Annotated in this window: 16 protein-coding genes and 3 tRNA genes; 12 read left to right on the top strand and 7 right to left on the bottom strand. The window is 40.0% G+C overall.

Features of this window, described 5'->3' with window-relative positions; all coding sequences use genetic code 11:
• Window positions 1–790 precede the first annotated feature (790 nt).
• Window positions 791–1,447: an NAD(P)H-dependent oxidoreductase gene (locus tag CWC11_RS00250; RefSeq protein WP_138681114.1), complete on the top strand. Its 657-nt coding sequence runs from the start codon at window positions 791–793 to the stop codon at window positions 1,445–1,447.
• 48 nt (window positions 1,448–1,495) lie between these two features.
• Here CWC11_RS00250 and CWC11_RS00245 read toward each other — a convergent pair whose 3' ends face one another.
• From CWC11_RS00245 to uvrD, 3 genes are all read right to left on the bottom strand, one after another.
• Window positions 1,496–2,344 carry a chemotaxis protein gene (locus CWC11_RS00245; protein WP_138681113.1) on the bottom strand — a complete coding sequence of 283 codons (849 nt, stop codon included), beginning with the start codon at window positions 2,342–2,344 and terminating at the stop codon, window positions 1,496–1,498.
• Window positions 2,345–2,431: 87 nt separating this feature from the next.
• Complete coding sequence (locus CWC11_RS00240) at window positions 2,432–4,501, bottom strand: tRNA(Met) cytidine acetyltransferase TmcA domain-containing protein (RefSeq protein WP_138681112.1); 2,070 nt, start codon at window positions 4,499–4,501, stop codon at window positions 2,432–2,434.
• On the bottom strand, window positions 4,479–6,644 hold the full coding sequence (gene uvrD, locus CWC11_RS00235; RefSeq protein WP_058549181.1) for a DNA helicase II: 2,166 nt from the start codon (window positions 6,642–6,644) through the stop codon (window positions 4,479–4,481). The genes CWC11_RS00240 and uvrD overlap by 23 nt, the downstream gene beginning before the upstream one ends.
• Window positions 6,645–6,956: 312 nt before the next feature.
• On the opposite strand from uvrD, the gene CWC11_RS00230 reads away from it, so the two are divergent.
• The 3 genes from CWC11_RS00230 to CWC11_RS00220 all read left to right on the top strand — a co-directional run bounded on the left by CWC11_RS00230 (window position 6,957) and on the right by CWC11_RS00220 (window position 8,371).
• On the top strand, window positions 6,957–7,181 hold the full coding sequence (locus CWC11_RS00230) for a hypothetical protein (RefSeq protein ID WP_058549182.1): 225 nt from the start codon (window positions 6,957–6,959) through the stop codon (window positions 7,179–7,181).
• A 114-nt stretch (window positions 7,182–7,295) separates the two neighbouring features.
• A complete protein-coding gene (locus CWC11_RS00225) occupies window positions 7,296–7,664 on the top strand; it encodes a YacL family protein (protein ID WP_138681111.1) in 369 nt (122 codons plus the stop codon).
• Between the two features lie 83 nt (window positions 7,665–7,747).
• Window positions 7,748–8,371 carry a dUTP diphosphatase gene (locus CWC11_RS00220; protein ID WP_138681110.1) on the top strand — a complete coding sequence of 208 codons (624 nt, stop codon included), beginning with the start codon at window positions 7,748–7,750 and terminating at the stop codon, window positions 8,369–8,371.
• Here the strand turns inward: CWC11_RS00220 and yrfG are convergent, their stop codons facing one another.
• Window positions 8,372–9,019 (bottom strand): GMP/IMP nucleotidase, encoded by a 648-nt coding sequence (yrfG, locus tag CWC11_RS00215; RefSeq protein ID WP_138681109.1) that lies wholly within the window; start codon window positions 9,017–9,019, stop codon window positions 8,372–8,374. It abuts the gene before it with no gap.
• A gap of 62 nt (window positions 9,020–9,081) precedes the next feature.
• Between yrfG and nudE the strand changes: the two genes are divergently transcribed.
• From nudE to CWC11_RS00180, 7 genes are all read left to right on the top strand, one after another.
• Window positions 9,082–9,654, top strand: coding sequence for an ADP compounds hydrolase NudE (nudE, locus tag CWC11_RS00210; RefSeq protein WP_058549551.1), 573 nt, complete (start codon window positions 9,082–9,084; stop codon window positions 9,652–9,654).
• On the top strand, window positions 9,647–10,438 hold the full coding sequence (gene cysQ / locus CWC11_RS00205; protein ID WP_138681108.1) for a 3'(2'),5'-bisphosphate nucleotidase CysQ: 792 nt from the start codon (window positions 9,647–9,649) through the stop codon (window positions 10,436–10,438). Before nudE ends, cysQ begins: the two co-directional genes overlap by 8 nt.
• A 147-nt stretch (window positions 10,439–10,585) precedes the next feature.
• Window positions 10,586–10,662: transfer RNA gene (locus tag CWC11_RS00200), tRNA-Met, on the top strand.
• 80 nt (window positions 10,663–10,742) lie between these two features.
• Window positions 10,743–10,819: transfer RNA gene (locus tag CWC11_RS00195), tRNA-Met, on the top strand.
• 68 nt (window positions 10,820–10,887) lie between these two features.
• Window positions 10,888–10,964, top strand: a tRNA-Met gene (locus tag CWC11_RS00190).
• A 357-nt stretch (window positions 10,965–11,321) separates the two neighbouring features.
• Window positions 11,322–11,936 carry a trimeric intracellular cation channel family protein gene (locus CWC11_RS00185; RefSeq protein WP_138681107.1) on the top strand — a complete coding sequence of 205 codons (615 nt, stop codon included), beginning with the start codon at window positions 11,322–11,324 and terminating at the stop codon, window positions 11,934–11,936.
• A 34-nt stretch (window positions 11,937–11,970) separates the two neighbouring features.
• Window positions 11,971–13,479 carry a YifB family Mg chelatase-like AAA ATPase gene (locus CWC11_RS00180; RefSeq protein WP_138681106.1) on the top strand — a complete coding sequence of 503 codons (1,509 nt, stop codon included), beginning with the start codon at window positions 11,971–11,973 and terminating at the stop codon, window positions 13,477–13,479.
• 55 nt (window positions 13,480–13,534) lie between these two features.
• Here the strand turns inward: CWC11_RS00180 and CWC11_RS00175 are convergent, their stop codons facing one another.
• Window positions 13,535–14,239 carry a response regulator transcription factor gene (locus CWC11_RS00175; RefSeq protein WP_058549189.1) on the bottom strand — a complete coding sequence of 235 codons (705 nt, stop codon included), beginning with the start codon at window positions 14,237–14,239 and terminating at the stop codon, window positions 13,535–13,537.
• Window positions 14,240–14,419: 180 nt separating this feature from the next.
• On the bottom strand, window positions 14,420–16,915 hold the full coding sequence (locus CWC11_RS00170) for an alpha/beta hydrolase family protein (RefSeq protein ID WP_138681105.1): 2,496 nt from the start codon (window positions 16,913–16,915) through the stop codon (window positions 14,420–14,422).
• A gap of 85 nt (window positions 16,916–17,000) precedes the next feature.
• On the opposite strand from CWC11_RS00170, the gene CWC11_RS00165 reads away from it, so the two are divergent.
• Window positions 17,001–18,077, top strand: coding sequence for a hemolysin family protein (locus CWC11_RS00165; RefSeq protein ID WP_058549191.1), 1,077 nt, complete (start codon window positions 17,001–17,003; stop codon window positions 18,075–18,077).
• Between the two features lie 28 nt (window positions 18,078–18,105).
• On the opposite strand, the gene CWC11_RS00160 is transcribed toward CWC11_RS00165, so the two are convergent.
• A complete protein-coding gene (locus CWC11_RS00160; protein ID WP_138681104.1) occupies window positions 18,106–19,311 on the bottom strand; it encodes an EAL domain-containing response regulator in 1,206 nt (401 codons plus the stop codon).
• Window positions 19,312–19,538 lie beyond the last annotated feature (227 nt).

The raw sequence follows: 19,538 nt of genomic DNA, 5'->3' as shown, positions 1-19,538 counted from the left end.
ACGCAGTAGTGAAACGAAACAGCGCCGATGATAGTGTAGCATTTGCTATGTGAAAGTAGGACATTACCAGGCTTCAAATAAGAGAAACCCGTTACAGCGATGTGACGGGTTTTTTTCTGTCTGGGGTTTAGTAAATAGCTATGAGCCCATACCAAAATCAGTAGTGGCCGCTCTCGTACATCCTGTACTCCACGGCTTTGTATTCCTATACATCAAACAACACAGCTCGAAGGCGAGCCCCGCACAAGGCCGCCCTGAGACAAATAGTGTGTAGCATTTGCTATGTGAAAGTAGGACATTACCAGGCTTTAAATTAAAGAAACCCGTTACAGCAATGTGACGGGTTTTTTGCTGTCTGGAGTTTAGTAAAAGCCAAGAGCCCATGCTGGACTCATTCGTAGGCTCCTTTGCATATCCTTATCTCCACTACACTCTTATCCCTAACCAGATTTCACATGGTGAAAGCATAATAATACTTTAAATGATCTGTTGATCACTTGGTCTCTTTTTTATTATCAATTTTTTTTATAAAGTCTTTTAACTTTATTGCTTATTATCAAATGCTCTTTAAGCAATTAAACTAGCTGCATCTTGTATTTATACCAATCCGCAATAATACTTAATCATTTTCAGGGGCTAAACGTGTCGCTATCTGCGTTAAAAAATTCTCATTTAGAACAACTAAATAGCGAGTTTTTTGCCTTGCTATCAACACGTTTATCCGCCCTCAAAATAGATCACTTAATTATGCGGATTGGTATTACATACTTACATCACGACGGGGAAGAGAATGTCTCATCAAATCATTAAAGACTTACATAATCGTTATACTGCGAAGAAATATGATTCTGCTAAACGTATTTCAGCAGAAGATCTGAAAGTAATTAAAGAAGCTATTCGTCTGTCTGCTTCTTCAATTAACTCTCAACCTTGGAAATTTGTTCTAGTAGAAAGTGAAGAAGGTAAGAACCGTTTACACGATACATTCGCTAATAAGCACCAGTTTAACCAACACCACGCTAAAGAGGCATCTCACACGCTTTTACTTGCTTATGACCCTGAGTTCACTAAAGAGAAGTTTTCGAAGCGTGTTGACGTAGAGGTAAGCTCAGGCCACCTACCAGCAGATATGCGTGATAACTTTATGGGTGCATATGCATTTGCTGAAATGAACACAGATGAAAATGGCTACAACGGTAGTTGGACTAAAGCGCAAGTTTATTTAGCGCTAGGTAATATAATGCATACTCTAGCGCGTTTAAACATAGCTTCTACTCCTATGGAGGGTGTAGACCCAGACTTAATTGGTGAAAAGTTTAGCGCTGAGCTTGATGGCCATATTTGTGAAGTTGCGCTTGCTATGGGTTACCCGCTTGAAGAGGAAGACTGGAACCATGGCTTACCTAAGGCTCGTTTAGCTGTAGAAGATATTATTGCTACGGTATAACTTACTGTTATAAATAATTAGCCGAGAATATTCTCGGCTTCTTTGTTTTTAAAATAAGCCATATGCTGCACTTTCTGGAGCCTCTTCTTGTGCTGCGCGTACAGGACTAAAAATGGCACTTGGGTCGATTAATACACTGTGCTTTTCGGCTAGTTTTATTAAACCGCGCATCATATTTTTAGTTTGTGGGTCTATATCAAAGCCAACCTCTGTTAGCTTATCCAAAGGCTTAATATCTTCTTTTTTGTAATCTACGTTATCCTCTACTTTATCTACTAACAGCCCTACATGTGGAGTTGAGCCATCTTTAGTGGTAAAGACTATGATAGGTTTATAGTCGAGTGTAATTTGCTCTTTTGCGGCCTCAAATAATCGATTTAGTTGCATTAAGCTATTTTGCTTAATATTGATTATATATTTACTGACCTGCTTTTTATTGCCTTCGCTACTAGCTTCAGTCGCTTTATCCATGGTTTGTAGCAGTGACTTGAATGGCTGGTCAAATTTTTCCATTATGGCTTCCAAGTCTTCATTATCTGTTTGGAACTCTTGATAAAACACTTCAAAGTTATGTAATTGAGTACTGTTTGTTGAGATGGCAGCATTGTTTTTTGTCAGGCTTTTTTCAAAATGAGTAAACCAAACCTCAAGTGACTCTTGCCACTTGCGAAGTTGCTCTAAGGCGTGCTTATTACTTTGCTCTGTAGAATTACCGTTTAGAATAATCCCTAAATCAAATACCGGAGTAGGCGTTTCCATATAGTCTTTAACACCAATAAAGCTTTTATTATTATTTGGCAGAGTAGTGAGGTCGTTGTTAAAACGCTCTGTGAGTAGTATATCGAGAATTTTAAGTGAAATTGTTTTGCAGCCAACTTTAAAGTTTATTAATTCCATGCCTTTAACTTTATTTACCTATTAATGCTTAAAGGATAGAACAAAATAAATAAATAGCTTATAGAGTTACGATTTTTAAAATTAGGGTTACTTAAATTGTGCAATAAGTGATTTAAAAGCACTAGAGAGGCTATTATCTAACTGTTTTTTACCTGTTAAAGAAAACTGTTTTAATAACTGCTCATCGCTGCAATTTTGCAGCACACTTTGAATAATAAGTTGTTTATCAGGAGTGTTTAACTTTCTTACATTTGAAGGCGCTTTATTTATGGCATGCCAAACTACGGCTGATACTGAAAACCTATTTAAGCTTTTATCTCTAAATTGCGTTAGTTGAAAAAGCGCATGTGATGTAAGTGGCTCATCAGAAAAACTATTGAGTAATATACTGACAAGCTGCCAATGAATGGTTTTAAAGTGAGTTAAAAGTCCGTACATAAATTCATTTTGAAATTGTTTGCTTAGACCGTCTAATTTATTACAGCCATCATGTAATGGTTTGATCACTAATACTGAATGCTCAGCAGTGCTTTTATCTTTTTTAAATCCTAGTTTTACAGGTACAAACCCCTGGCTTTGCCAAAAATTGAGTAAGGGGGCCGTAGCTCCAAAACTTGCGCCAAAAAATTTGCACTGTGGCTTTAGCTTTAATTCGCAATAGCCAATTAGTGCTTTTCCGAGCCCTAAATTGTGAGCGCTAGGGTCTACGGCTATACGCACTACGCGGGCACTTAGCTGGGTTAAAAAGTCAGCGCTGAAGCTAAGTTGTGCGAGCGTTTGCGCCATTAGATGACCTTGTGGACGACGCTCTCCTGAAATAATCATCTCTGCTAGCTCAGTATCGATATCACCTTCAATAGCTATTAAGCAAACGGCTACTAAGCGGTTGTGCTCTTCACTAATAAATATTCGCTGTGCAGGCGCATCAAGCAGGTGTCGTAAATCGTTAACGCTACTTTGATAGTGTGCTTGGGCAAGTAATGCAATAACCTGCCTAAGTAGCAGTTCATCATTAATTAATGATTGCTGGCTAATTTCACGGTGTGTTAAAGCAGATATATCAGCACAATTGGTTTCGCTAAATTGAGCGTCTAGTGCCAATAGTGTGCGTATATGCTGCTCAAGAGGATCGTGTTTGGCAAATCGCAGTGGCTCGTCAAGCGTAACTACTTTTGCTGCTTTATAATGTGCTTTAACGTGCTTGCTAAAGCGAATTGTATAACCTCGTCCATTACCCTCGTAGCCTACAAGTGTGCTTGCAAATACAACTCTTGGGTAATGCATTAATATTTTTAATAATATAGGCACTGGTATTGCGGCAGCTTCGTCAACAAGTAATAAATCGCATTCGGGTAAATTATTGAGCAAGGTATCTGGCGGCATATAAGATAAGTTAGCCAACTGCTTTTGTGTAGGGTCGTAATTTACATTTAGTGCATTTGCTAAATGTTTAAAACTTGAATGTGTTGCACTGAATTGAGTGGCGCAAAGAATTATTTTTTTATCGCTAAGTTGTGCTGCACTAAGCCCAAGCGCTGCTGATTTACCTCGCCCGCGATCTGCATTTATTAATAGAGGTCTATTTGCTCTTCCATTCGCTACTTTTACTATTTGCTCAACACAGTTTTGCTGTGGCTGATAATTAATAGTATTGCTATGTGAAGGCTTAATATTACTTGTTACCCCGTTTAGCTCACTAAAATGTAAAGCGGGCAGAGAATGAATAATAGAGCTAAAACGTTTGTTAAATAAGCTTTGTGAAGTGTTATGCCCGAAAGACTCAATGCTAGCTAAAGCAGGATCGGGCCAAGTATCGAGTGAATTAAGCTCTGGCAGCATTAAAAATAAAATTCCGCCAGCTTTAACAGTACCTGCAAGCGCAGCTAATTTATCTGGATGTAGGCCACTAAAACCATCGTAAACAGCATCGTTAAACTCTTTACCCAATATTTGATGATTATGAGAGGGCCAAATGGCGTTTTTTAAAGTCTCTGATTTAGATAACGCAGCTGTATTGTCGTTATTTATAAAAGAGTTAACTAAGCTATAGCACCAAGCAGAATTGCCTGTAATAAGCACTAGCTGGCGATGGCTTGCACCAGCTAGTTGCTGAGTTAGTTTTGTAACTAACTCTTTATACAGCTTGAAGTCGTGCATATGCGGTTACTAGCCATTTACTGCCAAGGTCGTCAAAGTTTACTTGCACACGCGATTGCGCGCCGCTACCTTCGTAATTAAGCACAGTCCCTATACCAAACTTAGCGTGTAGTACGCGCTGGCCTAAGTTAAACCCGCTTTCTTCAAATACAGCATGGCTTACTGAGGCACTAAAACGCCCCGCAGCTGGCGGGCGCGACACTTGCGTTTTAATACGAATTTCTTCTACGCAGTCTTCTGGTATTTCACGTAAAAAGCGTGAAGGACTGTGGTATTTTTCTTGACCGTATAAACGGCGACTTTCGGCGTGGCTTATGTATAGTTTTTCCATTGCGCGGGTCATACCAACATAACAAAGACGTCGCTCTTCTTCTAAGCGACCTGTTTCTTCATTACTTTGCTGTGAAGGGAACATGCCTTCTTCAACACCCACCATAAACACAAGCGGAAACTCTAAGCCTTTAGCTGAGTGAAGGGTCATCATTTGTACCGCGTCTTCGTGCTCATCAGCTTGGCCTTCACCAGATTCAAGTGATGTATAAGCTAAAAACCCTTGAAGTGGCGAACTAAACTCTTCTTCCTCAGGGAGTTCGTACTGATCACAGGCACTTATAAGTTCTTCTAAGTTTTCTACGCGAGCACGGCCTTTTTCGCCTTTTTCAGCTTGGTACATAGCCATAAGGCCAGAGGTTTGAATCGCGTATTTAGCTTGCTCATGCAGTGTAAGGTCACTAATTTTGTCTTCTATGTGCTCTACCAGTTCTACAAATTTAGATACTGCACCTGCCGCGCGGCCAGATAAGTGCTGTTGTTCAACAATGGCTTTAGCTGCGTACCAAAGCGGGAGTGATTCAGCCCGTGCACAATCACGTATATGACTTAATGTTTTATCGCCAATACCGCGCGCAGGGGTATTAATAACGCGTTCAAATGCAGCGTCATCTTGGCGGTTTCCTACCAATCGCAAGTACGATAGTGCATCTTTAATTTCTTGACGCTCGAAGAATCGCATACCACCGTAAATACGGTATTTTAAGCCTTCTTGTAGCATGGCTTCCTCGAGTACACGAGATTGCGCGTTGCTACGGTATAAAATGGCGGCGTCTTGCAATGCATTACCTGCATTTAACCAGCTACGTAATTTGCTGCTTACAAAGCGGGCTTCGTCTAGCTCGTTAAAGGCGGCATAAATCGATATAGGCTCGCCTTCGTTACCATCGGTCCATAAGCTTTTACCCATACGCTCTGAATTGTTTTTTATAAGCGCATTAGATGCTTTTAGAATGGTTGCAGTTGAGCGGTAGTTTTGCTCAAGGCGAATAGTCTCGGCATCAAAGTCAGTTAAAAAACGTTTTATATTTTCTATTTTAGCGCCGCGCCAACCATAAATACTTTGGTCGTCGTCGCCCACAATCATAATGCTTTGTGTATCGCCTGCGAGTAGCTTTAACCATGCGTACTGAATGGTATTGGTATCTTGGAACTCGTCTACCAGCATGTGCGCAAAGCGCTGTTGGTAATGACGAAGTAGTGTAGGGTTATTTTTAAGCACCTCATAGCTACGCAGGAGTATTTCAGCAAAATCGACTAAACCAGCACGGTCACACGCTTCTTGATACGCGGCATATACACGCAGCATCATTTGCTCATTTATATCGTAAGCTTGAATATCTTTAGGGCGAAGTGCTTCGTCTTTCTTAGCGCTTATGTACCAGCCAAATTGTTTAGCTGGCCATTTTTTATCATCAATATTCATTGATTTTAATAAGCGCTTGATCATTCTTAGCTGATCGTCAGAATCTAATATTTGAAAGGCTTCTGGCAGGTTTGCTTCTCGGTGATGAGCGCGCAAAATACGGTGCGATAAGCCATGGAAAGTACCAATCCACATGCCACCGACAGGTGCTTTTAAGGTTTCTTCTACTCGAGAGCGCATTTCTTTAGCGGCTTTATTGGTAAAAGTAACCGCAAAAATACTATAAGCAGAGGCTTGCTCAACCTGCATTAACCACGCAATACGATGAACCAGCACTCGTGTTTTACCAGACCCAGCACCTGCTAATACCAGCATGTTTTGTAGTGGAGCTGCAACGGCATCGCGTTGTTTGTCATTTAAGCCATCGAGTAATTCAGAAACGTCCATCGTTACGCCTTTTCAATCAATAATGAGGGCAGTATAACAGGTGTTTTTGTTAGGCTAAATAAAATACTGTTTTTATGAACAGCTATTCTAAAAATAGTGCCTAAAACCAACTAGCTGGCTAGTTTTTAGCATGTATAAATAACTAAATTTAAGAATAAAAATAATCAAATTGACCTATATTTAGTAAAAAATACTAACGTATTTATTTAGTATTAATTTAACTATCTGATTTTTAAGCTTTAATAAATTGGCATAAAGTGTGATAGTAAGTAAATAACTAAAATTTAAAATTAATTAACTACAGAGGTGAGTATGGCTGATCAAGGTTCTGGCGGTAATGTAATTGCAGCGTTGTGTAATATCTTTTTTCCTGGTTTAGGGCAACTAGTTCAAGGGCGTATTTTATCCGCTATATTTTTTGCGCTAGCGATTATAATTAGTTATGCGCTTATATATGTATTAGTAGGCTTTGTACTTGTGCCAATTATTTACTTATGGTCGATTATAGACGCAGCACGTTACCGTTCGCGAAGTTAGGTATTTAACGTTTTATAAAAATAGCGCCCATTGGCGCTATTTTGCTTTTTAGAGTCGGCGTTTAAGCGAATTTACGGGTATAATCGCGTTATTAGCGTTTAAAAAGTAACAGTTATGGAATATCAATTTATACGTGACCCTATTAGTGGCTTACGCATTAAAATAAGCAGCGAGCACGCAATAATTGGCCGTTGGTTAAATGAAGAGATTGGCAAAGACAAAGTAGCCATGGTGCAAGCGCTTATTACCTCGGTAAAAACAAGCTACGAGCCAGTTACCCTAAAAGGCCAGGAGATCGATTTAATACTCTCTAAAGACGAAGCCTTATTTGAAGCGCATGCCCTGCATCAAGATAGTGAAGATCTAGTAGCCTACCAAGATGATGATTTAATGCTTGAAGAAAACGGCTTAAGCAGTGGCTGTGGCTTTGAAGATTTTATTGATTTAATTGAGTCGTGGTCTGAATTTAGCGGATCAAAGTAAAACCAAATTTATTAAAATAGTGCAGATGCATTACGCTTTTTTTATCTGTACTATTACACTAATCAAAAACGTCAGGAATGAATATGTCTGCCAATTTAAACAAGCTAGTAGTCATGCTAGAAATGCAAAATGCCATGAATACTAAGGTTCATGATCAATGGTTTAGCCAAGGATTTGAATGGTACAGAGCCATTTGGGTCGAATGTGCAGAAATGTTAGATCATTACGGCTGGAAGTGGTGGAAAAAACAAACGCCCGATACAGAGCAAGTAATTTTAGAATTGGTTGATATTTTTCACTTTGGTTTGTCGCTAAGAATAGACGGCACTACAAGTTATGAAGAGTTAGCTAAGCAATTAGAGCAGCAACTTAATGCGCCTGAGCAAGCTGATGACTTTAAACAAACACTTGAAATGTTAGCAGCATCAGCAGTTGCTGATAAAACCTTTAACGCCGCTGCATTTGCAGGCTGTATGGCACAAATGGGCATGGATATAGACGATTTATACCGTGGTTACGTAGGTAAAAATACCTTAAACTTCTTCCGCCAAGATCATGGTTATAAAGATGGTAGCTATATTAAAGTGTGGAACGGCCAAGAAGATAACGAACACTTAGTTGAAGTCGTTAAAAGCCTTGATACCGAACATGCAGATTTTGCAAAGTTAGTATACCAAGGCCTAGAAGCGCGTTACCCAAAAAGCTAATTATATAATAGTGCGGTAGTCGGTTACGTTTAAGTAATCGGCTATTACATTATGTGGTTGCTTACTATCTGGGTTAGCAACCGCAAGTAAATGCTCAATGCCAAATTCTCTGGCGGCATTTAACACCGGTACACTGTCATCTACAAACAGGGTACGTTGTTTATTAAACCCTAAATCTTTTTGTACCTGATACCATAAACTTTGCTGCTCTTTACTCACTCCGTATTGGTGAGTCGACACCACACCATCTAAATAATTATCTATGGCGGTATGCTCAAATTTAAGCATTACGTTTTCTGGGTGAGCGTTAGTTAACAGTATGAGCTCTTTACCTGCTTTTTTTAGCTCTGTTAAAAAGTGAGGTACATCTTCACGCACTTTGATTAAATGCTGAGTTTGACGCTTTAATTCCATTATTGGTAATTTTAGTTGCTCTTCCCAATAATCTAAGCAATACCACTGTATTTGTCCGCTTACTGCTTGATAACGTTTATGTATGTCAGCTTTGGCTTCATCAAGGGTTATATTGCGAGTAAGTGCAACTTGCTCAGGAACAACATTAAGCCAAAAATGACTATCGAAATGTAAATCGAGTAATGTTCCGTCCATATCGAGTAAAACTGTATCGATTTTTGACCAATTTAGCATGGGCTTTTCCTTGTGAAAAGTTTATGATTAAGCACAACTGCCATGATAGCAAAATAACGCCAATGACACAGAAAAAGCACCCAACTCCACCCCAAATTATCAGCAATGATGTCGTCGCTAAAAGCCGCCTATTCACTGTTGAATCTTTAGAGCTTAAATTTTCTAATAATGAAGAACGTCAGTACGAGCGTATTCGCGGCGGTGGCCGAGGTGCAGTGATGATTGTGCCTATTACTGCTGATAACGAAATGCTATTGGTGCGTGAGTATTGTGCTGGTACAAACGACTATCAGTTAGGGTTTCCTAAAGGGTTAATAGACCCGGGCGAAACACCTCAGCAAGCTGCAAACAGAGAGCTTAAAGAAGAAGTTGGCTTTGGCGCTGAGTTTTTTGAACCACTAAAAGTGGTGTCTATGGCGCCAAGTTATTTTAATGCCACTATGCATATTTTGTTTGCCAAGCAGCTATACCCACAAACTTTGCCAGGTGACGAGCCAGAGCCATTGGTGGTTGTTAAGTGGCCATTAACAGATTGGCAGTCATTATTAGAGCAAGAAGATTTTACCGAAGCACGCAGCGTTGCAGCTTTGCTATTATTAAATAAGTATTTAGCGTCTGGAGCTGCCAATGAATAAATTATTAGAGCCATGTATTGAATTAGCTGAGTGTGCTGGTGATGCCATTATGTCGATTTATAAAAAAGACGATATTGGCAAGCAAGAAAAATCGGATAACACACCAGTAACCAAGGCAGATCTTGCTGCTAACGATGTACTTGTTGCTGGTTTAAAAGCCCTAGCGCCTGATATTCCTATTATGTCGGAAGAAACACCTATTCCTGCTTTAGCAGACAGACAGCATTGGCAGCGCTATTGGTTACTAGATCCTATGGATGGCACCGGTGAATTTATTTTAGAAAGTGGTGATTTTGCCGTAAATATTGCGCTTATTGAAAATAATCACCCGGTATTGGGAGTGATTCATTGGCCAGCAAAAGGTATTACTTATTTTGCGTCAGCAAGTAATGGGGCATTTAAGCGTGAAAATGGCAACGACACTAAAATGTCGGTGGCAACGCCTGACAACTTAACGCTTGCAGTTAGTCGTAGGCAAAAAATTGAGGCAGTAAGTCAGTACTTAAATACCCAATTTGCCACTATCGCCGTTGGCTCGTGTTCGTTAAAGGCGTGCATTGTTGCAGAGGGGAAAGCCGATTGCTTTTTAAGAATCGGCCCAACTGGTGAGTGGGATACCGGTGCATCGCAGGTTATTGTAGAAGAGGCGGGCGGTTGTATTACCGATGCTGAGTTTAACCCTCTTACTTATAACCAGCGAGAGAGCACAGAAAACCCAGATTTTATTGTTATGGGACACCCCGATTGGGAGTTTCAAAAAATGATAAGTCCGCATCAAAGGTAGACGCTAAAGCATGCTTTGATTGCTTTTTGTTCGGTTGAACGCAATTAAGTAGTTAAAGCCTTGCATTATAAGTTTATTCCTATATTATAGCGCTCTCTTCGAAACAGGCTCGTGATTAACACGAAACTATTTCAAAGAAATTACAGGCGCGGGATGGAGCAGCCTGGTAGCTCGTCGGGCTCATAACCCGAAGGTCGTCGGTTCAAATCCGGCTCCCGCAACCAATTTTTATATAAATTTGGTTACTGTAAAACTCTAACTTAAGAGATTAAATTAAGTAGTCGATAGACTCTAAATATACAGGCGCGGGATGGAGCAGCCTGGTAGCTCGTCGGGCTCATAACCCGAAGGTCGTCGGTTCAAATCCGGCTCCCGCAACCAATCTTTTTATAAAGATTGGCAGCCACGTTGTAATGTAAGCAACGCTAAATAAGTATGCATATTTCAGGCGCGGGATGGAGCAGCCTGGTAGCTCGTCGGGCTCATAACCCGAAGGTCGTCGGTTCAAATCCGGCTCCCGCAACCACTGAAATAAAAAGTTAGAATGAATCGGCACTCTATATGAGTGTTTTTTTATGTTTGAAATTCAGTGAAAAGAATAGCTCGTTGGTCTCAGCTCTCAATTAGCCAGCAAAAGGCCGTCGGTTCACCTTCCATAAGCTCTGGCTCCCGCAACCACTGAAATAAAAATGAAACGACACGCTTAAAGCGTGTTTTTTTATGTCTGAAATTAACACCTGCCTTTGATTAAACCGTCAAAATAAATTGATACCTTCCTAAGCAATAATTTATAAATGTTATAAACTACTCTAAAAAATCGTTATTACTTAAAACTTTATATTGTTTGTGTTAAAACAACACAAATATTTTTAGGCTGTTACACATGACTGAACTGTACCATTGGTTTGATTTAATAGGCATTGCTGTGTTTGCTATTACGGGCACTTTAGTTGCGCACGAAAAGAAAATGGATGGCTTTGGTGTTGTGGTATTGGCAACTGTCACAGCGATTGGTGGTGGGACAGTTCGCGATGTTATTTTGGATGTTCCCGTGTTTTGGCTTCATGACCAAAGTTACTTTTATGCCATTTTAGCCGCAGTCTTGATCACTACTCGACTTATTAATAAGCAAAAGTCGATTCCGCATTATACTTTACAAATTGCAGATGCATTTGGTTTGGCTTTTTTTGCTGTAATGGGCACTCAAAAGGCATTACTAGCGGGCATGCCACATATGACCGCTATTATTATGGGGGTTATCACGGGCTGTTTTGGCGGTATGATTCGCGATGTATTGGCACGCGAAATTCCTATGCTGCTAAAGGGTGAACTATACGCTATTACCTGTATAGCGGGCGGGATTGTTTACACTCTCGGGGTTTACTTTGATTTAGTAACTGAACTTGCAATGGTTTTGGCGATGTTAACCACGTTATTGCTACGTATTGCCGCTATTAAATGGCAAATCACAGTACACGTTTTCAAATATCCTGACTAAACTGGTGTAATCACATCATTTACTAGGATAAGGAATGTCGTTAGCTCGCATATATTCTCGTGCTCAAGTAGGCATTAATGCCCCCGAAGTTATCGTAGAAGTTCACCTTGGGAATGGTTTACCTGCTTTTCATATTGTTGGCCTCCCAGAAGCATCCGTTAAAGAGTCTAAAGATAGGGTGCGCAGTGCACTTGAGAACTCTCAATTTGGCTTTCCTGATCAGCGAATTACTGTAAATTTAGCCCCTGCTGATTTACCTAAAGATGGCGGCCGATTTGATTTAGCTATTGCGGTAGGTATTTTGGTGGCCTCTGGCCAGATTGTTTGCCCTGACATTCATAAATATGAATTTTATGGCGAGCTTGCGCTTAATGGTGAAGTGCGTGGGGTTAACGCTATTTTGCCCTCGGTACTTGCTGCAAAAGAGCAAGACCGCTGCTGTTTTTTACCTTTTGCAAACGACAGCTTAGCCAGTTTGGTTAATGGTGTTAAACGCAAAGCTGTTAGCTCTTTACAGGAAGTATGGGGAGATTTACTTAATCAGCAGCCTTTACCACTAAATATAGAATATCCCGATTGCACACAAGCTCCCGACTTTTTACTCGATTTAAGTGATGTTAAAGGTCAGCCCGGCGCTAAGCGGGTATTAGAAATCGCAGCTGCTGGCGGGCATAATTTACTTTTTTTAGGCCCACCTGGAACGGGTAAGTCGATGCTTGCTCAGAGAATGGCTACTATTATGCCAACCATGTCGGACGATGAAGCAATATCAACGGCGGCACTTTATTCGATTATTGGTCAATCCATAGACTTAACTAATTGGCGACAAAGGCCTTTTCGTAATCCACATCATACGTGCTCGGCCGTTGCTTTAGTGGGGGGATCTTCAAATCCTAAGCCGGGTGAAATTTCGTTGGCACATAATGGTGTACTCTTTTTAGATGAGTTGCCTGAATTTGAGCGTAAGGTGCTTGATTCACTCCGTGAGCCTATGGAGACAGGCTCAGTGGTAATCTCGCGTGCAGCAAGGCAAATGGAGTTTCCTGCCCAATTTCAACTAATAGCTGCATTAAACCCAAGCCCTACAGGGTGTCATAATGATAAACGTGCGACACCTGATCAAGTTATGCGTTATTTATCACGCGTATCAGGGCCGTTTATAGACCGCATAGACTTACAAATAGAACTACCTCGCCTAACAAGTGTTGAGCTACAAAGCACTCAGCCAGAAGAAAGCAGCGCACAAGTTAGAACGCGAGTAGAGGCAGCTTACAGTGTGCAGCTAAAACGCCAAGGCAAAGTAAATGCGCGGCTTAATAATAAGGAAATGAATATACATTGCGCTCTTGCGCCAGCTGAATTGCAGTTTTTGGCAAGAGCGAGTGAGAAGTTGTCGTTATCGCCGCGCTCGTATCATAGGGTAATAAAAGTGGCGCGTACTATTAGTGACTTAAAAGGGGCTGAAAACATTAGTTTAGATGAGCTAAAAGAGGCGCTAAATTATCGCGCTTTTGAACGACTTCTAGCGCAGTTAGTTAAATAACCTGAGCTACGTTTAAGATAAATTTATTTCAAAGTCAGGTTATATATTGAATGCTTTATAGCGACAGCATGTAGCCTTTACCGCGTACAGTAACAATGCGCTTTTGATCTTTTTCATCGTTAAGCTTTTTGCGTAAACGGCCAATTAAAACATCAACGGTACGATCGTTTGGACTCCAGTCTGGCTGGCCAATTTCTTCAGATATTTTTTCACGCGAGGTAGCTTTACCTGCATTACTAATTAAGCAAATAAGCACTTTGTGTTCGGCTTCGGTTAATCGCGACTCTACACCTGCGGCAGTAATAAGGGTGCGGTTATCTGGATGTAATTTAAAGTCGGCGTATTCTATAAACTCTTCGCTTTCATCGTCTTCTTGCGTTACTGCAACGCGTTTATATAAAGCGCGCATACGTAGCTCAAGCTCTAATAAATCGACGGGTTTGCATATGTAGTCATCGGCACCTTGGGCAAGTCCTGCAATACGATCAGCCTGCGAGTCTCTACTTGATAGTACAATAACACCTATATCAGTGAGTGTATTTAGCTCTTTAGCGAGTTGAAGGCCATCGCGCTTTGGTAAGACAATATCAATTATGGCTAACGAAAAAGCGCTGCGCAGGTTTACTCGTTGCCTAACAATGCTAAGCGCATCGGCACCAGTGGGATCAACCTCAATTGTAAACTCAGTTTCTGCGAAGTGATTTTGGATGCGTTTAACGAGTAGCTCGTCATCTTCAACCAATAAAACATTAATAGCCATAGTACTTTATTTTGAGTGTTTATAGCTCTGTATGGTAGCACCATTAACTAAATGCTGAGAAGGGGGTTTGTAAGTTTTAGGTAACTTAATATGTCAAAGGCATGCAGGGTGTTACGTAAGGATTAAATTAGCACCTTTAAACTAATTAAAAGGTGCTAAATATTTAAAATAACTTATAAATTAGTCTTTTGAATACATTGAATCCCACCATTGGGGTTCGTCTTTTAGCTTTTTATCAAAATAGGCTAGCATGGTATTCCACCAGTCAAATCGCTTATCGCGAGCAAAAATTTGATGGTTGGCGCCTTTGTACTCAATAAGCTCTACATCTTTGTTTAAAAGTTTTAAGGCGGTGTACATAGTTAAGCTTTCGCCAACCGGTACGTTAGTGTCGCTGTCGCCGTGAAGGAGTAGCATAGGGGTGGTTACTTTATCTGCATGAAATACTGGGCTGTGGTCGCTATATAACTTAGCGTTATTCCACGGGAAGCTATTTTTAGAGGCTTCGCCTGAGTATAAGTATCCCCACCAACCTTCGCCCCAATATGAGGTTAAGTTTGAAATACCCGCATGAGCAATTGATGCGCTAAACATATCGGTTTTAGTTGCCAGCAGCATAGTCATAAAGCCACCGTAAGACGCGCCTAAATTACCAACTTTATTGCTATCTACATATGGATATTTATTTAAAAATGCATGCGTGCCTTCAATAATATCGTTAGCTGTATAGTCACCCCATGCATTTACATGTTGGGCTGAAAACTTTTGTCCAAAGCCAGTTGCGCCTGTAGGTTGTACTACATACACAACGTAACCATTTGCAGCCCACAAATTAAATGGGTAGCGCCCTGTAAAACCACGAGTAACAGGTGATGTGCCGCCGTAATAATAAACGAGTGCAGGGTGTTTTTTTGATTTATCTAAATTACTAGGTATATAAACACGGCCAGTTATTTCTACGCCATCTTTATTGGTAAAGTTAAACTCTTCAAGGCTTGGTATTTGTGTGTTTGTATATGCAAGCGGCTTTGAATCCCAGACTAGTTCCGATTTGTTTTTGCTTATATTTAAACGTTTAAGTTGCTGTGGTGATGAAGCTGTTGTGCCGCTTAAAAGTACTTCTGTGTTTCTATCGTGTGAGTAACTAAATTGCTCAACTATATCTAGCCCTGTATTTAGCTTTTTAAAACGTTGTTTGCTTAAATCAAATAAATAAAGAGGCTGAGTGTCTTGCTCGGTGACTTTTATTAGTGCATCGCCGTTATCAAGTACATGTAGCTGGCCAATGGCAGGATTAAATTGTTTGCTGAGTGCTTTTACATTTTTACCATTATCGGTAAGTAAATAAAGTTGGCCATCGTAATTATTGGCAAGCATATTTTTAGGTAAAGCACGTCCAGCGCCATTCTTAAAATCTGGGCCAGCGACTACATATACATCTTTATTTGCATATTTAGCTTGGTTAAATGTTTTAAACTTACCGAGAGAACTTAACTTGTTTGATTTTATATCAAGCTCCACGAGCTCTGTTTCTGGGTGTGTTGATGCTTGCATGGCCATAACAGAATGACTCATTAAAACTTTGCCGCGGTTGCTGTTTATATCTTCAAGGCTATACGAAATAGGCCCTTGGCTTAGTGCTTTAATTAAGCTGCTTTTAGTATCGAGCATATAAACATGGCTTTTTGTGCGTGCGTACGACCAACGATCTTGCAGACCTTTATAATGCTTAGTTAAGCGGTGGTTTTCGTCGGCAGATTTAGACCAGCTAAAAACAATGCTGTTAGTGTTATAAAAGGTGAAATTGCTGGCTCCTTCTAAATCTTCAGCAAGGGTTTTTATAGAGAAGTTGTTACGGTTTAATTGCTTAAGCTCACCATTTAATAAGTACACTAAATATTGGTTATCTGGGCTCCAAATAATGTTACTGGGTTGGCCCGATTCAAATCGATAAAGCGTTTCGTTATTGTCGTTTTTAAGTTCGGTAATTGTAGTTGCTTGATTTGCGGTTTTATCACTGTAAGTGCGTGTTACTGTAATATATTGCTTAGCATTGGGCGCAATAGTTAGGCTGCTGACAGTAGGTGCATCGAATAACTGTTTGGCTGATAAGCGCTTTTGCTGTGATGTACTAAGCGTAATTTTGTCGATGTCAGTTTTTGGTGCAAAGTCGAGACTCACTTCGTTCCAATTAGCGACTTGTTGCACTACTAAAATAGCAGTATGAGAGCCGTTGGTGAGCGCAAGTTTATAGCTGTTTTTATCGCCTTTTTGTAGCTCACCGTTAATAAATAGTTGGCCTTGCTCTAACCCTTTTAAGGTAAGAGTACCTTGGCTAAAGCGGGTGGTTTCAATATTAAATTTAAGCGCTTGTAAGCCACCTAAAGTGAGTGCATTTATTTTATTAAATGGCTGCCAACTCTGCTTTTTACCAAATACCGACAAACTAGTTGAATTAGCTTGCAACTGTGGCAGTAAATTATTAACGATAGCGTCGCCGTGTGGCGTTTGAAAAGGCTTTAATTGCATATCTTCGGCAAGTGGGCCTATAAATTGAATTTTTGATTTATCGAGCGCAGCAGCACTGACCGTAAAGCTCAAACTACACAACGTAATTATGCTAGCAGCTTGTTTTAATAATTTATTTTGTTTGTACCAAGGTGAGCTAAATTTCATGTTTGTGCCTATTATTATTTGATAATTTGGCCAAATATAGCATGTATTGTTACCATGCTCATACGTTCAACGCATCGGAGAAAAAGTGACCTTACTGATTATTTATATGGTGGTTGCCATAGTTATTTCATTTTTGTGCTCGGTTATGGAAGCAGTACTGCTGAGTATTTCGCCAAGCTATGTTGCTTTACTTCGTAAAAATCAGCCCGCGCTTGCTAAGCAGCTTGAAAAACTTAAAAACAATATAGATCAACCATTAGCTGCAATTTTAACGCTTAATACAGTAGCGCATACTGCTGGTGCTGCTGGTGTGGGGGCACAAGCTGCCGTTGTTTTCTCAGATGCTGCAGTGGGCATTGCCTCGGCTATTATGACCCTATTAGTGTTAGTGCTTTCTGAAATTATACCTAAAACATTGGGCGCTAATTATTGGCGAGCATTAACACCTAGCGTTACTTACTCTTTGCGCTTTTTAGTTATTTTACTAAAACCTTTTGTATGGTGTGCCCAAAAATTAACTAATTTAATGGGCTCTAAGCACGATGAAGCTTATTACATTCGCCAAGAAATAGAAGCCATGGCAGATATTGGTACAGAGTCGGGGGCGCTTCATGAGGATGAATCTGAAATTATTCGTAATTTGCTGCACTTTAGGCATGCTAAATTGTGCGATTTAATGACGCCGCGAACCGTACTTTTTAAAATCCATAAAGATTTAACCGTAAACCAGTATTTAAATGAGCATGGCTCATCATCTTTTTCTCGTGTATTGGTATTTGATAAAGACGCCGATGACATTGTAGGCTTTGTGCATAAAAACGATATTATGCTAGCGCATCATCGTTTAGGTACCGACTGTAAAATAAGTAAATTAATTAAGCCAATTCACACTGTGCCTGAGGGGCATAATGTATCGTCTTTATTACAAACATTACTTACACAGCGCACGCATATTTGCTTAATTGTGGATGAGTATGGTGATGTACAAGGCATTGTTACACTAGAGGATATGATAGAAGCATTAATGGGGCTCGAAATTGTTGATGAGCGAGACCAATCAACTAATATGCGTATGGTTGCAAAGCAGCGTTGGCGACAACGCTTGGCAAACAGCGGCCATATAGTCAGTGATGAAGATAAACACACCCGAGGCGATAATTAACTGCTCGAGCGTATTTAAACCTTTAATGTTATGAGTGGGGCGTTTCAGTCCATTCTTTAGCCCACGATACAAACTCTTCTTTAGGTTTGGGGCGGCTAAATAAAAAGCCTTGAATAGCTAAGTTTCTGCGGTAGTGCTTTAAATAGGCTAGCTCTTCAGGGCGCTCAACACCTTCTGCAACTAAATCTAAATGCTCACCGCTAGTTATATTAATTAAAGAGCTAACGACTACCTGAGAAAAAAGGTCAGTTTCTATATTACTAATGAGTGAGCGGTCTATTTTTATTTCTGTAAATGGTAAGCTTCTTAACTGATTCATATTGGTAAAACCTACACCAAAATCATCAAGTGAAATACCAAAACCATGCATACGCAATCTGTTTAATGTTTCTAATTGGGCAAGGCTCGAGAGTGCATGTTGCTCTGTTATTTCAATAATGACATTGCTAGGTGTGAGCTGGTTTAACTGCAAAATAAGAAGCAACTTATTGGGGCAATTTAAGTCGTCAAGCTGAGTTGGAGATAAGTTAAATGCTAGTTTTAAACTGTGTCCAAGCTGATTTTTTATATTTTCAAAGTCGCTGGTGGCTTTTTCAAATAATGAGAATGTAATTTGATTTATTAAATCCTGCTCCTCAGCAAGGCTAATAAATCGGTTAGGCATTATTACACTACCATCTTCTTTTGAAACAATACGGGCAAGTACTTCAATACTTTCTATAATATTGGATTCAGCGTTTACCTTGGGTTGATAGTAAGGTGTGATTTCATCGTTTTCTAATGCTTTAATTAGCTCAATTTTTGTAATAGCAGGTTCTTTAGTTAAAGTGCGGCTATTAAGGTGCGCAATTTTATGCAGCAAATTACCTACTTGGCTTAGTTGCACCGGTTTAGGAATATTACCGATTAGGTGGGCGTTGTGCTGTTTAGCAAGGTTTGCAGCTAAGCTAATTACTTTATGATCCATCTCTGAAACAATAATAATTCCGCCTTGGTAATTTAGCTCTCCTAAGTGGCGTATTAATTCCATGCCGTCCATCTCAGGCATATTTAGATCAGTAAAAATGGCGTCATAATAGCTTGGTTCAGCCTGTACTTTTGCTAAAGCGTCTTTAGCACTTAGGCAAGTAGTGATAGTTTCAGATAGCCCTAATTCTTTAAGAATGGCTTCCATAACAATTAAAATAGCCATTGAATCATCAACTACTAAAATATTCGGCACTATTTTTTTCATTGTTATCCTTTCCAATAGTGAATCTAAAAATTTGGTTACTATAAAAGTAGTACTGAGAGCTGCATTTGTCAGTATTTATAATCTTATTTTTATTTAGAGCATGTTGATCTTTGATGGTTGAATTTGCAGCAGTGTGTTTGGTTTTTAGGCAAGGCGGAGCCTATGAAGTGTGGTTACTCCCCATAAATAGGCGATAACGCAGCATAAATGCCAAACATGCGCTGCCC

Origin of the sequence: Pseudoalteromonas sp. S3178, from assembly GCF_005886985.1 — a bacterium.
In the GTDB taxonomy this organism is placed as follows: Bacteria; Pseudomonadota; Gammaproteobacteria; order Enterobacterales; family Alteromonadaceae; genus Pseudoalteromonas; species Pseudoalteromonas carrageenovora.
This window is presented reverse-complemented; position numbering and strand designations above follow the sequence as displayed.